13 protein-coding genes are annotated in these 13748 nt (G+C 38.7%); 8 read left to right on the top strand and 5 right to left on the bottom strand.

The features are described 5' to 3' along the window. The first annotated feature begins 13 nt into the window (after window positions 1-13). Window positions 14-478, top strand: a complete 465-nt coding sequence (locus tag MMU05_RS06410; protein WP_241140849.1) for an AlbA family DNA-binding domain-containing protein — start codon at window positions 14-16, stop codon at window positions 476-478. Here the strand turns inward: MMU05_RS06410 and MMU05_RS06415 are convergent. Then, window positions 438-803 carry a phage holin family protein gene (locus tag MMU05_RS06415; RefSeq protein ID WP_241140850.1) on the bottom strand — a complete coding sequence of 122 codons (366 nt, stop codon included), beginning with the start codon at window positions 801-803 and terminating at the stop codon, window positions 438-440. The genes MMU05_RS06410 and MMU05_RS06415 overlap by 41 nt on opposite strands. A gap of 218 nt (window positions 804-1021) precedes the next feature. On the opposite strand from MMU05_RS06415, the gene MMU05_RS06420 reads away from it, so the two are divergent. Together MMU05_RS06420 and MMU05_RS06425 are read left to right on the top strand one after the other, a co-directional pair. Further along, window positions 1022-1771: an acyl-CoA desaturase gene (locus tag MMU05_RS06420; protein WP_241140851.1), complete on the top strand. Its 750-nt coding sequence runs from the start codon at window positions 1022-1024 to the stop codon at window positions 1769-1771. Between the two features lie 257 nt (window positions 1772-2028). After that, the gene (locus MMU05_RS06425) at window positions 2029-2394 is read left to right on the top strand and encodes a BlaI/MecI/CopY family transcriptional regulator (RefSeq protein WP_241140852.1); all 366 of its coding nucleotides are present in this window, start codon (window positions 2029-2031) and stop codon (window positions 2392-2394) included. Window positions 2395-2536: 142 nt separating this feature from the next. Here the strand turns inward: MMU05_RS06425 and MMU05_RS06430 are convergent, their stop codons facing one another. Further along, the gene (locus MMU05_RS06430; RefSeq protein WP_241140853.1) at window positions 2537-3016 is read right to left on the bottom strand and encodes a SixA phosphatase family protein; all 480 of its coding nucleotides are present in this window, start codon (window positions 3014-3016) and stop codon (window positions 2537-2539) included. A 157-nt stretch (window positions 3017-3173) separates the two neighbouring features. On the opposite strand from MMU05_RS06430, the gene topA reads away from it, so the two are divergent. The 4 genes from topA to MMU05_RS06450 all read left to right on the top strand — a co-directional run bounded on the left by topA (window position 3174) and on the right by MMU05_RS06450 (window position 9493). Further along, a complete protein-coding gene (gene topA, locus MMU05_RS06435) occupies window positions 3174-5498 on the top strand; it encodes a type I DNA topoisomerase (RefSeq protein ID WP_241140854.1) in 2325 nt (774 codons plus the stop codon). Window positions 5499-5887: 389 nt separating this feature from the next. Further along, window positions 5888-7216 (top strand): hypothetical protein, encoded by a 1329-nt coding sequence (locus MMU05_RS06440; RefSeq protein WP_241140855.1) that lies wholly within the window; start codon window positions 5888-5890, stop codon window positions 7214-7216. Window positions 7217-7479: 263 nt separating this feature from the next. Further along, window positions 7480-8172, top strand: coding sequence for an SIR2 family NAD-dependent protein deacylase (locus MMU05_RS06445; RefSeq protein WP_241140856.1), 693 nt, complete (start codon window positions 7480-7482; stop codon window positions 8170-8172). Further along, entirely contained in the window at window positions 8165-9493 is a 1329-nt protein-coding gene (locus tag MMU05_RS06450; protein WP_241140857.1) for a flavin-containing monooxygenase, read from the top strand. The genes MMU05_RS06445 and MMU05_RS06450 overlap by 8 nt, the downstream gene beginning before the upstream one ends. A gap of 137 nt (window positions 9494-9630) precedes the next feature. On the opposite strand, the gene MMU05_RS06455 is transcribed toward MMU05_RS06450, so the two are convergent. Beyond that, a complete protein-coding gene (locus tag MMU05_RS06455; RefSeq protein ID WP_241140858.1) occupies window positions 9631-9798 on the bottom strand; it encodes a hypothetical protein in 168 nt (55 codons plus the stop codon). A gap of 221 nt (window positions 9799-10019) precedes the next feature. Here MMU05_RS06455 and MMU05_RS06460 point away from each other — a divergent pair, with 221 nt between their 5' ends. Continuing rightward, the gene (locus MMU05_RS06460; RefSeq protein WP_241140859.1) at window positions 10020-10532 is read left to right on the top strand and encodes a nuclear transport factor 2 family protein; all 513 of its coding nucleotides are present in this window, start codon (window positions 10020-10022) and stop codon (window positions 10530-10532) included. A gap of 252 nt (window positions 10533-10784) precedes the next feature. Here MMU05_RS06460 and MMU05_RS06465 read toward each other — a convergent pair whose 3' ends face one another. Continuing rightward, window positions 10785-12731, bottom strand: coding sequence for a sensor histidine kinase (locus MMU05_RS06465; RefSeq protein ID WP_241140860.1), 1947 nt, complete (start codon window positions 12729-12731; stop codon window positions 10785-10787). Window positions 12732-12853: 122 nt separating this feature from the next. Continuing rightward, entirely contained in the window at window positions 12854-13735 is an 882-nt protein-coding gene (locus MMU05_RS06470; RefSeq protein ID WP_241140861.1) for an SDR family oxidoreductase, read from the bottom strand. Window positions 13736-13748 lie beyond the last annotated feature (13 nt).

Below are 13748 nucleotides of genomic sequence, written 5' to 3' on the forward strand. Positions count from 1 at the left end.
ATATTATAAAAAAATGTTATTACCGAAAAAAAATGAAGAATTTTTAAAATACCTCCTAAATAGGAAAGAAGGACAGACAATCGATTTTAAACAATCCATCACTTCATCCCAAAAACTTGCCAAAACCTTAGTAGCCTTCGCAAATACTGAAGGCGGAATAATTTTGATCGGAGTTTCGGACAAGAAAAAAATAATAGGCGTAGATCCCGAAGAAGAGGTTTTTATGGTCGAAAAAGCCCTTTTTGAAAATTGTGACCCGCATCCAACTTTACGGTTTGAACTTTTGGAGACAATAGAATTATCTGAAAAAAATGTAGAAACAGAAAAGTACGTGTTATTGGTGGTTGTTGAAAAATCAATTCAAAAGCATTACTTCAAAAACCAAAGCGGAGAAAAGATTTATTATAAAAGACTCTATGACCAAACCATTCCTGATACTACCGAGTCCTACCCAAACTCACCCCCAACAGGGAATTGATTAAGCTCAAGATAAGGCTAAACAATAAAGCCCACCAAAAGCCATCCACCGAAAATCCCGGAATTAGCTCCGCGGCCAATAAAATCAGGATGGCATTTATCGCAAGCAAAAACAACCCTAAAGTCAAAATTGTAATCGGGATTGTCAAAAAAATCAAGATTGGTTTGATAGTCAGATTGAATAGCGTCAGCAAAGCAGCAACTACCAATGCCGTAAAAAAATCGGCAACAGCTACCCCCGGTAGGATATATTGGGCAATCAGCACAGAAATAGAGCCTAGGATTAACTGTAAAATTATATTCAAAACATCACTGGATTTGCTCATATATAGGTTTTTTAATGCTTAAAATTAATGATTGCATTGAAACCCTCAAACTTTTTATAGTTACGGCGGGTTTAAATATTATATCCACATTATTAAAGTTTATAGATCTAATCAAAGTATGATTATTGCCTTTATTGAGCCGTTCCTTTATCTTTGATTTCAATTATTGAATATTGGACATATCTTTACAATCAATTCTTAATCTCAATCCCTAAACAGTGATATTAATCGTTTTCTTCTTGTTGCATTGGTATTTCTCTTTGTTTTGCCAAAGCTTCTTTCTGCACAGGTATGCAGCCCATCAAATGTTTTCCATGAATAAATATTGGGAGAAATTCTTTTATTTCTTCACTTGGGCTTGCCAGGGTAGTTCATACCTGTCTCCGAGAGCATATGCCATTCTCCATAGAATGCACCATGCCTACAGTGACACTCCAAAAGATCCCCACAGTCCACATCACACTGAAAATCTTTTTACGATGATGTGGAAGACAAAGAATATCTATAACGATTACTTTAGCTTCAAATTGAAGCCTGAGGAAAGGTTTTCCAAAGATGTTCCGGATTGGAATAAGTTTGATCTATTTGCTGACACCATGATCGTGAGATTGGCGTGGGGTGTATTTTATGTAATGGTTTACGTTCTGAGCATTTCAGTTTTTGAATTGTCAGGAACACACTGGTGGATGTACTTTTTATTGCCAATTCATTTTATGATGGGTCCGGTTCATGGTGCAATCGTAAACTGGAGCGGTCATAAATACGGCTATGCCAACTTTGACAACAATGACAAATCCAAGAACAGCTTGTTGTTGGACCTTTTGATGCTCGGGGAATTATTTCAGAACAATCACCACAAACTTCCCAATCGAGCCAACTTTGCTGTAAAATGGTACGAGTTTGACCCAACATATCCGATAGTCAAGCTACTACATGCTAGCGGTATCATCAAACTCCGGTCAATTTAAACGGAATAATTATATTTCTTCTTTAAAAAAACCTCCTTAAGGAGGTTTTTTTTTGTATCAGTATATTTTCTGTTAAAACGTTGATATATGCATTTCATAACTTTTAAATGATTTTTTTTCATTAATCTTATAGCGGTTAACTAAATTAAGAGACGGACAATTTTTTTTTACTATTTCTAAAAAAAGATTTGAATCCTTTGCTTGGAATTAAGAAACTAAATGGATAAGTTGGAAACGAATTTAAACTTAAACACATTATGAGAGAACTAACCCGCGCAGAAGAGCAGATCATGCAGATTCTGTGGGATATCGAGAAAGGTTTCGTCAAAGATATCCTCGAAAAAATGTCCGAACCAAAACCAGCTTACAACACTGTCTCTACGATAGTGAGGATTTTGGAAAGAAAAGGATTTGTCAATCACAAAGCTTACGGAAAATCACATGAGTATTTCCCGATAGTTTCTAAGGACGAATACCGAAGCTTTTCAATCAAAAACCTTCTTACAGGTTATTTCAGTGGTTCATTTGCAAAACTTGCTTCATTCCATGCTAAGGATAAAAACCTTGCCGTCAAAGACGTTGAAAAAATCATGGACGAAGTAAAGGGTGATTTGAAGAAATAAGCATACGCTTTTAGATTAGATTTTAAAAATCCAGTCTGAAAATCAATTCAGGAAAGCGCTTTCTAATAAGAAGGCGCTTTTTTTATGCCAATTAGGCTAAAAAATGAAAATTGGGTATATTCAGTTCAATCCTTTCAGCTTACTATATTACTTCTTTGAGGATTCCGGTATTCCTTCCTATGTGATTCCAATCCTCTACCTCAATCTCAATTATGGCCAACATTCCGGGATGTAAATTGACGGAATCATTGCCAGTGAGCAACATCACCAATGAACTTAATGAAGGATTATGGCCCACTATAAGCAGATTCCTTACATCGGAGTTCACTTTGTATACGGTTTTTAATAGGTCATTTACCTCAGCATCGTAGATTTCATCCACCTCCAATCTTTCTTTAGAAAAAACAGCATTAGAAATAATTTTTGAAGTTTGAGAAGTCCTTACTGCGGGGCTTGCCAAAATCAGGTCAAAAGTAATTTCCCTTGTCGCCAGAACTTGGGATACCTGTTTTATACGGGACATTCCAATTTCAGTCAATGGCCTTTTGAGGTCGCCAATAGGACCGATTCCAGGCTCTGCCTGTCCATGTCGAAGGAGGTACAAAAATTTTGAAAGAGCCATTTTTTATGTTATTAAATCCATATCAAGGAAATAGAAATCAAATTTATTAAAAACATGAAATTCACCTTTATTTGGATAGGAATATATTGCAGTCTATTTTTAGGATTTTAAATGGATAGCTACAAGCGGCGAGCCAATCTTTTAAGTAAACCAAATTATGTCAAAAAATTTAGTGATAGTAGAGTCACCTGCCAAAGCAAAAACAATTGAAGGGTATCTCGGCAAGGATTTTAAAGTAGCATCAAGCTATGGTCATGTCCGTGATCTACCGAAAGGGGACAATGCCATTGATGTGAAGAACAAGTTCAAACCGACTTATGAAATCACACCTGACAAGAGGGATGTGATCAAGCAATTGAAAAGCCTGGTAAAAGATGCAGAAACCATCTACCTAGCAAGTGATGATGACCGTGAGGGGGAAGCTATTTCTTGGCATCTTAAGGAAGTATTAAATTTGAAGGATGAGCAGACCAAAAGGATCGTTTTTAGAGAAATTACAAAAAACGCGATACTGAAAGCGATAGAAAATCCAAGAAAAATTGACATTGACCTTGTCAATGCACAGCAGGCAAGAAGGATATTGGACAGGTTGGTGGGATTTGAACTTTCACCAATACTCTGGAAAAAAATAAAAGCAGGATTATCGGCAGGCAGGGTTCAATCTGTAGCTGTTCGCTTGATTGTAGAGAGAGAAAGAGAAATCGAAAAGTTCAAATCGAAATCTTCCTACAGGATTACAGCCGTTTTTGATGTAAAAGGGAAAAGACTATCGGCAGAACTTCCCAAGAAATTTGAAAGTCAGGCAGATGCTGAAGATTTTATTAAAAAATGTATCGGAGCAGATTTTTCTGTAGAAAACCTTGAGAAAAAACCTGCTAAAAAATCCCCTGCAGCTCCCTTTACCACTTCCACACTGCAACAAGAAGCAAGTAGAAAATTGAGTTTTTCTGTGGCGCAGACCATGTCAGTAGCCCAAAAACTCTATGAGGCGGGAAAGATCACATACATGAGGACAGATAGTGTCAACCTGTCCGAGGATGCAATCACTGCTGCAAAAAATGAAATCACTTCCTCTTTTGGTCCTGAATTTCATCAACCTAGAAAATTCACTACCAAATCTGAAAGTGCCCAGGAAGCCCACGAAGCTATCCGACCGACCGACTTTGCAAAAAGTGAGGTGAACGGTGACCGGAATGAACAGCGATTGTATGAACTGATCTGGAAGAGGGCAATTGCTTCACAGATGGCTGATGCCCAACTTGAAAGAACCATAGTCACCATTGGCATATCTACGACACCCGAAAAACTGATTGCTTCAGGTGAAGTCATCAAGTTTGAAGGATTTTTGAAAGTCTATCTTGAAGATACCGACGATGAACCAGAGGATGAGGAAAATGGAAACAAAGGGCTGATACCCCCTGTAAGCATTGGTCAAAACCTTGACTTAGAAGAACTGAAAGGGAAGGAAACCTTCTCCAGACCCGCACCAAGATATACTGAAGCTTCCCTGGTAAAGAAATTGGAAGAAATGGGTATCGGACGTCCGTCCACTTATGCTCCTACCATATCTACGATCCAAAAAAGAGATTATGTAACCAAAGAATCGAGGGAGGGTACAGATAGAAATTATACTGAAATGAAATTGGTAAAAGGCCAATTTTCAAAAGAAACCAAAAAAGAAGTAACCGGGGCGGATAAAAACAAGCTTTTCCCAACCAATATTGCCATGGTAGTCAATGATTTCTTGGTAGAGCATTTTCCCAATGTGATCGACTTTTCTTTTACCGCCAAAGTAGAAAAGGAATTTGATGATATCGCAAGGGGAGGACAAAATTGGGAGGATATGATCGAAGGATTCTACAGCAAATTCCATTTGCGGGTAGAGGAAACGGCGAATGTGGCGAGAGCCGATGTCAACAGTGCACGTGAACTAGGCAAAGATCCAAAATCAGGTAAATCCATATTTGCAAGACTCGGAAAATTCGGGCCATTGGTTCAAATAGGTGACCAAGACGACGAACAGAAGCAGTTTGCCAGCATGAAAAAAGGCCAGTTTATCGAAAACATAACCTTGGAAGATGCCTTGGAACTTTTCAAATTACCGAGAGAAGTAGGCTTTTTTGAGGACAAAAAAATCGTTGCTGCTATCGGTAAGTTTGGACCTTACCTGAGACATGATGATAAGTTTGTTTCCTTGGGAAAAGAACAGGATCCGATGACAATCAATGAAGAAGAAGCCATCAAACTCATCGAAGACAAAAGAGAAGCTGATGATAAGAAGCATATCAAAACCTTCGAAGAAAATGTAGAAATTCAGATTTTAAATGGTAGATGGGGACCTTACATCAAGTTTGGAAAAAACAATTTCAAAATTCCAAAAGGAAAAGAAGCTGAAAATTTAACTTACGCTGAAACCTTAGAAATCATTGAAAATCAACCTGATATTAAAAAGAAAGGCAAGTTTGCCAAAAAGAAGGCATAATTAACAAAGCGGGTCTGGGAAAGTCCCGCTTTTTTTTAACCAATAAACCAAATTGGTGACCTCCATATTCCATTTTATTTTCAAAGCAATTGGTTAGGAATTCGATATTGGTAATTTGCCTATATGCTAATTTGCCTTTAGACCTATTGTCTTATCTCCATTTTTTATTGTTGATAAAAAAAGCAATGGATACTTACCAAGGGATCCAGTTGTTTCAATAAAAAAAATAAAAACCTCAATTATTGTTCTACACAAATTAATTTAAAGTTAACCTAACTCTTTCATAATTGAGAAGGAATTAATTAACTTTGTAATTATAGATCTCAAAAAAGAAGGATTGCTTTGCTTGAGATGTATGTTCTTACTTTTTCTAATTGCCCTTAAATTATATGAAAAATCAAATTTTATCTATTGCATTAGCCTCCATTTTCCTAATCTCCTGCGAATATTTAAATGGACCAGATCCCATTGTTTCTTCAAATCCTGAGATAATTTATAAATCAGAAAAGCTTTTTTTCTCCACTTTTCCCCAATCTGAAGAAAGTGTGGAGTTTTTTTTGTCGCACATTAATAATAAAAAGACCTTCAATAAGATAATCCTGTTGAATAAGAATTCGGATACGGTTGCAATTGCCACTCTTGAGAAAGGACAATATCATCAGCACGATTATATCGGCGAGATAAATTATAAATTCAAAAACGAAGACTCTTACCAACTGTTTGTTGAAGAGTGGGTGAATAAGGACAGTATCAATATCTACCAATTACCCGATTACAAGCATGAATTCAAAGCCAAGATGACCGATGAACCTCTTGCGAAGTTCGAGCGCTTATATGATTTTGACCTGACTCCCGACCGTGATTTTATGTTTTTATTCGATTTTAAGAACAATGAGCGAGCGCACTATAGACTACAGTTAAGTACCGGAGAACTTTTAAAATTAGATGGCGAAATAGGTGGCAAATTGAGAGCTGTAGATAAAAACAAATTTTTACATGTCAATGAAAGCTTTTATGAATCTGAAATTCTTTTATATGATGTGGAAGAGAAAATTTCTTTTCCATTTGGTATCAGTTCAGGAAATGGGGGCAGTTTAACACGCGTAACAAATGGGCATATCGTTTATGCCAATCCAGTCAAAGATGGTGATAGAACCCTTACGGTTGTAAATCTTTCAAATGATGAAAGGAAAGTGGTCCCTGCTTTTGCTTTTGGATATAGTATTAGGGAAAATGTTATAGGTCAAAAAATATTCGGAAACTCAATATTTGATATTGAAAGTGGCACATTGAGTGAAGAATTAACTCCTTTTCAAGGAACTTCATTACTTCAATACAATCAAGAGGAAGATATTGTTTTTTCTAGTCATGGCTTAAGTCTGGAAGACTATGAAGAGGGTTACACTCCAAAATTGGTAGTTGGTAAAAGAGATGGTCTACCTGCTTTTGATTCTGGTTTGGAAAAAAATGTGGTGTACCACTTGCCTTCAGAAACAAGGATCATCGATAGCAAATTTTTAGTATATGTTCAATATGGAATCGACAAGGATAAACATCGGGTAAGTGGTTTTTATCAAGTGGATCTTTCAAAAGGATCTATGGAATTGATCCAATCCGAAAGTAGGCCGAATCTATTTGTGGATGGACTGGTACAACTAGGAAATAATTTATGGTTGACATTATTTTCAGGTGAAATCGGTCTATTTAGAATAGAATAATTATGCAACACCGAGGAAATCTCTGCATCAATAAATGTAGGTAAAGGCTCAGATAGTGAAACATTGGGATCAACAACCTAAAAACTATATTAAATTAAAGATCCGTATTTGAAGATCTTGAGATATTACCTTTTTATGTTCCGTTATTTTAATAATAACAGAAGATTTTTTGGATAAAGATTATCAAATTGGTATGTTAATGTTTGAATCTAATCCCAACTGAAGAAAACAAATATCATTCTTGAGAGTCTTAACCATCATAAATGAAAAAACTGGTAGTATTAACAGGTGCGGGAATATCTGCCGAAAGCGGAATCAGCACTTTCCGTGACAGTGGTGGACTTTGGGAAGGACATGATGTAATGGAGGTCGCTTCTCCGGAAGGATGGAGAAAAAACAGGGAACTTGTGCTTGACTTTTATAACCAAAGAAGGAAACAGGCTCTGACTGTAGAACCCAATGAAGCCCATCTGGAACTGGTAAGGTTGGAAAAATACTTCGATGTAACCATCGTCACCCAAAATGTGGACCACCTACATGAAAAAGCCGGTTCCTCCAAAATCATCCATCTCCATGGAGAACTGTTCAAATCCCAAAGTACTGTTGATCCCTCTTTGGTTTATGATATGGATGGTTGGGAAATCAAATTGGGAGACAAATGTGAAAAAGGAAGTCAATTGAGACCATTTATTGTCTGGTTTGGAGAAATGGTCCCAATGATGGAACCTGCCATCGATGCCGCCATCGAAGCGGATATTTTTGCCGTAATCGGCACTTCCATGTTGGTTTACCCTGCAGCCGGCCTAATCCAATATGCCCCTAAGGAAAGCTTGAAATATATTATTGATGTTAAAGTTCCTGAAACCGGATTTTTTGATAATTTGAAGCCAATTGAAGCAAAGGCATCCATAGGTACAGCTATGATGTCCAAAGAACTGATAGAAAAATATGCCTAAAAAAGTCGCAGTCATTGGGGCTGGTCCTTCCGGAATTACTGCTTTGAAAAATCTCTTGGACCAAAGTATTGACGCAATATGCTTTGACCGGAATTCAGAAGTGGGCGGAAACTGGGTTTATTCTGAAAATGAAGGCCACTCCAGCGTTTTTGAAACCACCCATATCATCAGCTCCAAAACCCTTTCCCAATATTCGGATTTTACTTTTGACGATTTTGATACCACGGTTTCTGATTATCCATCCCATGATGAATTGAGAAGGTATTTTCAGGCTTATGCTGATCATTTTGGCTTGGTAGAACATATTAGGTTCGATACCATGGTGATTCATTGCGAATGGATCAGCCAAAATAAATGGGAGATTACCACTGAAACAGGTGGAATCCAAAAAACTGAAGAATTTTCAGATCTCGTCGTCTGCAACGGCCACCATTGGAATCCTAGGTGGCCAAATTACCCGGGAGAATTTACAGGGGAATTTTTGCATTCTCACACGTTTAAAAAGGCTGAACCATTCAAGGATAAACGGGTCCTTGTCATAGGTGGCGGCAATTCCGCCTGCGATGTCGCTGTGGAAACCAGCAGAGTCAGTAAAATGACTGCCATTTCCTGGAGACGTGGTTATAGAATCATCCCAAAGTTCTTTTTTGGCCAACCTTCAGACAAAATCGGTGAAAGAAGTGCATGGATTCCCTTGAAAATAAGGAGTTTTTTCTTCGATATTTTACTCAAAATAATGGTAGGTGACAACCATCTTTATGGTTTGAGAAAAGTGGAAAATAAATTCGGCGAAACCCACCCTACGATCAATGATGAACTGCTTTATAAAATCCGACATGGGAAAGTGAAACCTCGACCTGATATAAAAAGATTGGAAGGGAAAAAGGTGATTTTTGAAGATGGTATGGAGGAAGAGTATGACACTGTCATTGCTTGCACCGGCTACTACCTCTCCCACCCTTTCTTTGATAAAAAGTTTATTGACTACAGTTCAGGTCCGGTCCCACTTTACCTCAAAATGTTCCATCCCGAATTCCGGAATCTCTATTTTGTGGGGATGTTCCAACCATTAGGCTGTATATGGCCGGGAGCGGAATTACAGGCAAAAATCATGGCAAGGGAAATCGCCGGAAAATGGAATAGACCTTCCAATATCAAAGAACTTTGCGAAAAAGAGGTAACACACCCTCATTACAAGCAAATAGATACTCCTAGGCATACCATTACTGTGGATTTTCACGCTTTTAAAAAGCAGATGCTGAAGTATCTTCCCAAGGATTATGTGTCTAAAGATAGGGTCGCTAAGATGGAATTTCATTGATGGTTATACTAATCAGGACGGAAGACTGAAGCGATATTCCGGGCATTTCATTCTTCAGAAGAGAATTGATATGTATGTCCAATCTTCTGGCATAATTGCTTGTATACATAAATAATTATAAACCTTATTGATAATTATTATTTTTTAAAATCCGGATGGAATAAAGCCTGTTCAACGATAGGTTTCATTGATGCTTTTGGAACAGATACCTCAAGTCCGTGGATGGACAGCATCACAGCTGCAGCAAGTAACTCTCCACGCTTACCTTGAATGGCTACAAGGTTTTTTTTTGGGTGTGTATTCATTGGATTATTAATTTGATTATTAAATAGACCCCATAAAATTTTCAGAAACTTTTTTCGGTTTCTTCTTCCTGAAATCAATTTACGTAAAACTCAAAAAAAATAGAATGTGGAAAAATACACCAAAAGGTGTATTATCAACTAATATTAATCTATGGAAATACCACTTAGGCAGTATTTTATCTTAGATGGTTTTCAAATAGCTTTCTGAAAAAACAAAAGCTATGAAAAAACTTCTTTTTATTCCGACTATGCTGCTGATATTGTTTTCGATGACAATTCAAGCGCAGGGTAATTTTGTTCTCAATCCCAACGGGGATAAAGATCAAGCTGTGGTAAGGGCGTATATCAATACCATTTCTTCCAAAAATGCAGCACAGCTGGGGCAGACACATGCTGCTAAATATGTTGAATTTGGACCAAGATGGGATTCTCCAGGAACCAAGGATGATATGATCCGGAATATCAAAAGCATTTGGGATATGACTTCTGAAGTCAGGTATGACCGCACCAGAATGATCAGTGTAAATGTGTCGGGGGACGAAATTCCAGAATACAATGGAAATTGGGTATTCTTATGGAGTGTATTTATAGGTAAATCCAAAGATTCAGGAAAAGAAATTTATCTGGACATCCACCAAACTTTTAAAATTGAAAATGGCTTGATCACACTTTCTGTGGTTTACTTCAATGAGTTGGACAGCCGTATGCAACAGGGGGTTTGGGATGGAGATTAATTCTTTTTAAAATGATCTTTTTTAAAGCCGCCAGATGGTGGCTTTTTTCATTGGGTTCAAATAAGTACTGAAGGAATTCCAACTCCCGGGATTCTTCAGGACAGGCTCATTTCGATTATCCCACATTCAAAATCCCGATAGGGATTGAAGACCGACAGGTTATTGGCCCCGGATGCCAATCCGGTGGTAAAAAGAAAAGACGGTTGACGCTCCTCCCAACCCCGAGAGGGGTTGAATTATATTACCGGCTCATCAATTAACCGAACCAGACCTTTCACCCACTACCGGCACCCAAATACTGACCCTCGTCCCCAAACCGCTACTTCGGATATCCAATCGGCCATTTAGAAAACTGACTCTGCTCTTCAAGTTGGAAAGCCCCATTCCCGTTACTTTTCCATCAAGGATTTCTTTTGGAATCCCTCTACCATTGTCCTCCACAACCAGCTTCAATTCGTTGGAATCCTCATCCAATTCAAGTTTGATTTTAGCTTGGGTGGCTTGGGAGTGCTTGAGGATATTGTTGGTCAGTTCCTTTATGATTCGGAAGATATTGATCTTGACGTCCATATTAAGGGGAGGGAAATCCCCTACCTTATAGCTGAAGTGTAGCTTTTTTTGTGAATTGATCTTTTCCAACAATTCCTCAATCATCGTTCGGAGAACCTTGGATGAAAAATCAGATGGCATCAGTTCATAAGAAATGTAGCGAAGGTCCTTACAGGAATCCTCCATTAGTCTGACCAATGCATCAAACTCATCAGTATCTGTTTTCTCAAGATGCTTGTCGGCAAACAGTTCCATTTTCAGTTTGATCAAGGCGAGGTTTCCGCCTAGGTCATCGTGCAGGTCTTTGGCAATCCGGTACCGCTCATTTTCCTGCGCCTGTATCGATTGCTTCAGGACCTCCCTTTCGGTATTGATCTGTTCCTCGACCAATTTGTCCTTATCCTTTTGGGTCTGACGGTATTGGTGAACCATGCCTACCACAAGAAAGGCTGCATTGAATAAACCTCCATAGCCCTGAAACACCATCTCATAAGGATGATAATAGTACCAACCTAGGATTGAAATAAAATAGAACCACATCCCTCCCGACAGAAAGGCATTGGCAACGAAGGCAAAAAGAGCTTCCCACCTTTTATTCTTAAATTGATTTATACAGATCCACAGTGTCAGAACCAATGTCGCCATTGCGAAGTAGATTGAACCCTCATAAATAAAAATCTTCAATCCATACCCTGACGGAAAGGCCAAGGTGCTCAAGACCAATAAGAGCATGATCCATATGGCTTTGATCCAATAAGAAATAAAATGAAAAGCAGTGCCTTTCAACCGCTTGATTGAAAAATATTCCAAATTGAAATACACTACAAACAAGGCCAACACCAGACTAAAAAACGGAACAATCAAAGGAGCCGCTTTATCATAAATTGGACCTTGATACCACTCATACAAATAGGCATCCATGTCCAGAAAAATGACCATATGTGCCATCAGATATAGCGCAAAATACAGGTACAAGCGTTTCTTAAAATAAAACAACAAGATGAATCCCAAAAAGATAATGAAAGTCACCCTTCCCAAATTTTCTCCATACAAAATGGTCCTTCTAACTTCATCATTCCAGAACTGCCATTCCGTATCCAGATAAAAAACAGTAAAGGTGTGCCGACCCCTTGTATCCATCCTTAATAAACAATACATGGATTCTCCAGGGGGTACTACCATATCAAAATAGAATAGCCGGTAATTGACATTGCGCTGTGTCCTGACTACCTGAGTTCCTGATTTGATCTCTTTTGCAAGCGTTCCATCCTCACGGATGGCAAAATAGTTCATTACTTCTGCAAAAGGCGGGTAAGGGGAGATCACCATTTCCACCTCCGAATCGGCAGGATTTTCCAAACGAAAAGCAAACCACCAGATCGACTTGGTAAATCCCTTGGAAAACACATTTCCTTCCAGCAGTTCAAATTCTCCCAATTCTAATTTTTGATAGGCTTGATCCCAGGATAAAGGCTCCTTTTCTTCGAAAAAATAAACCAAGTCCTTCAAATTATAAGCAAGGTATTCGTCATGTTCTTCAAATGAAATCGTATGGCCCTTGACGGTTTGGGCAAAAGCATTTTCCAACCTACTGACAAGGCAAAAAGTGAACACCAAAAAAGAAGCAAGCCCAATTCTCACAGCTATCATTTTTTTATAAAAATCAACCAGTTCATATTCATTAAGTTAGAAAATCCTTTTGATAAAAAAAGGCTATCCCAAAACGGAATGGCCTTAGTGCACTTTAAACCCTTTTTGATTTAACCAAAAAGTCAAGCTTTGGGAACCAGAGACAAATACGGTCTGATATCCATTCCCATTTGTAGCATTCCTTCTGCAAAGGTTTCGGTATCCATTTTTCCGTTTTCGATCCACTGCTCGTCGTTCATCGAGAATCTAAAGGCCAAAAGTGGCTCGGCATCGGGACCTACCACATTGGAAAAAGTACTGGATTTCCCGGTAATGATATCCAGTATTTTCTCTGCTACCACGATGGGATGCGCTTTAGTCAGTGACACAGAAGCTTGCCCCAAGGCAGTCAATTGCTCTCGGTTGGGATAAATGGATTGGAAAGCCGTATCGTATTTTTTGAGGATGGGGGTATCGATAAATCCCGGTTCGACGATCGCCACCCGTATTCCAAACCTTCCCACCTCCCCTGCGAGACTCATGCTTACGGTATTCAGAGCAGATTTGGTGGCTGCATAAGCTGCCATGCTTGGAGATTGGGTTTTTCCGGCGATGGAGGAGAGATTGATGATCAATCCCTCTCCTCGCTTCCGCATCGGAGTGATGACCTCTTTCATACAGCGTACGGCCCCAAATACATTGGTCTGGAAAATCTGCTGAAACAGTTCCAATGATGTTTCCTCCAAAGGAAAATCTGAGGCAATTCCCGCATTATTGACCAAAACATCGATTGGTCCAAATCGGTCCAAAGCCTCCTGAAAGGCATTTCGGACAGATTCGTCCTGATCTACATCCATGCTGAGGATAGTGATGGGCAAACCTTCTTTTTTGGCTAATTCCCCGAGTTCAGGGCTTCGGAAAGGATTCCTCATAGTGGCAATTACATTGTAGCTGTTTCTTGCCAGATGCGCTGCGGTCTCAAAACCCAGTCCGGTACTGCAGCCTGTAATCAATACATTTTTCATAATCGGTTGTGTT

The sequence above is a fragment of the Cognataquiflexum rubidum genome, assembly GCF_022538115.1.
GTDB classification, from domain to species: Bacteria; Bacteroidota; Bacteroidia; order Cytophagales; family Cyclobacteriaceae; genus Cognataquiflexum; species Cognataquiflexum rubidum.

Excerpts from the sequence above, each read along its gene's own strand:
- MMU05_RS06410 (WP_241140849.1), top strand. The coding sequence starts at position 14 with ATGTTATTACCGAAAAAAAATGAAGAATTTTTAAAATACCTCCTAAAT.
- MMU05_RS06415 (WP_241140850.1), bottom strand. The coding sequence starts at position 803 with ATGAGCAAATCCAGTGATGTTTTGAATATAATTTTACAGTTAATCCTA.
- MMU05_RS06425 (WP_241140852.1), top strand. The coding sequence starts at position 2,029 with ATGAGAGAACTAACCCGCGCAGAAGAGCAGATCATGCAGATTCTGTGG.
- MMU05_RS06430 (WP_241140853.1), bottom strand. The coding sequence starts at position 3,016 with ATGGCTCTTTCAAAATTTTTGTACCTCCTTCGACATGGACAGGCAGAG.
- topA (WP_241140854.1), top strand. The coding sequence starts at position 3,174 with ATGTCAAAAAATTTAGTGATAGTAGAGTCACCTGCCAAAGCAAAAACA.
- MMU05_RS06440 (WP_241140855.1), top strand. The coding sequence starts at position 5,888 with ATGAAAAATCAAATTTTATCTATTGCATTAGCCTCCATTTTCCTAATC.
- MMU05_RS06445 (WP_241140856.1), top strand. The coding sequence starts at position 7,480 with ATGAAAAAACTGGTAGTATTAACAGGTGCGGGAATATCTGCCGAAAGC.
- MMU05_RS06450 (WP_241140857.1), top strand. The coding sequence starts at position 8,165 with ATGCCTAAAAAAGTCGCAGTCATTGGGGCTGGTCCTTCCGGAATTACT.
- MMU05_RS06455 (WP_241140858.1), bottom strand. The coding sequence starts at position 9,798 with ATGAATACACACCCAAAAAAAAACCTTGTAGCCATTCAAGGTAAGCGT.
- MMU05_RS06460 (WP_241140859.1), top strand. The coding sequence starts at position 10,020 with ATGAAAAAACTTCTTTTTATTCCGACTATGCTGCTGATATTGTTTTCG.
- MMU05_RS06465 (WP_241140860.1), bottom strand. The coding sequence starts at position 12,731 with ATGATAGCTGTGAGAATTGGGCTTGCTTCTTTTTTGGTGTTCACTTTT.
- MMU05_RS06470 (WP_241140861.1), bottom strand. The coding sequence starts at position 13,735 with ATGAAAAATGTATTGATTACAGGCTGCAGTACCGGACTGGGTTTTGAG.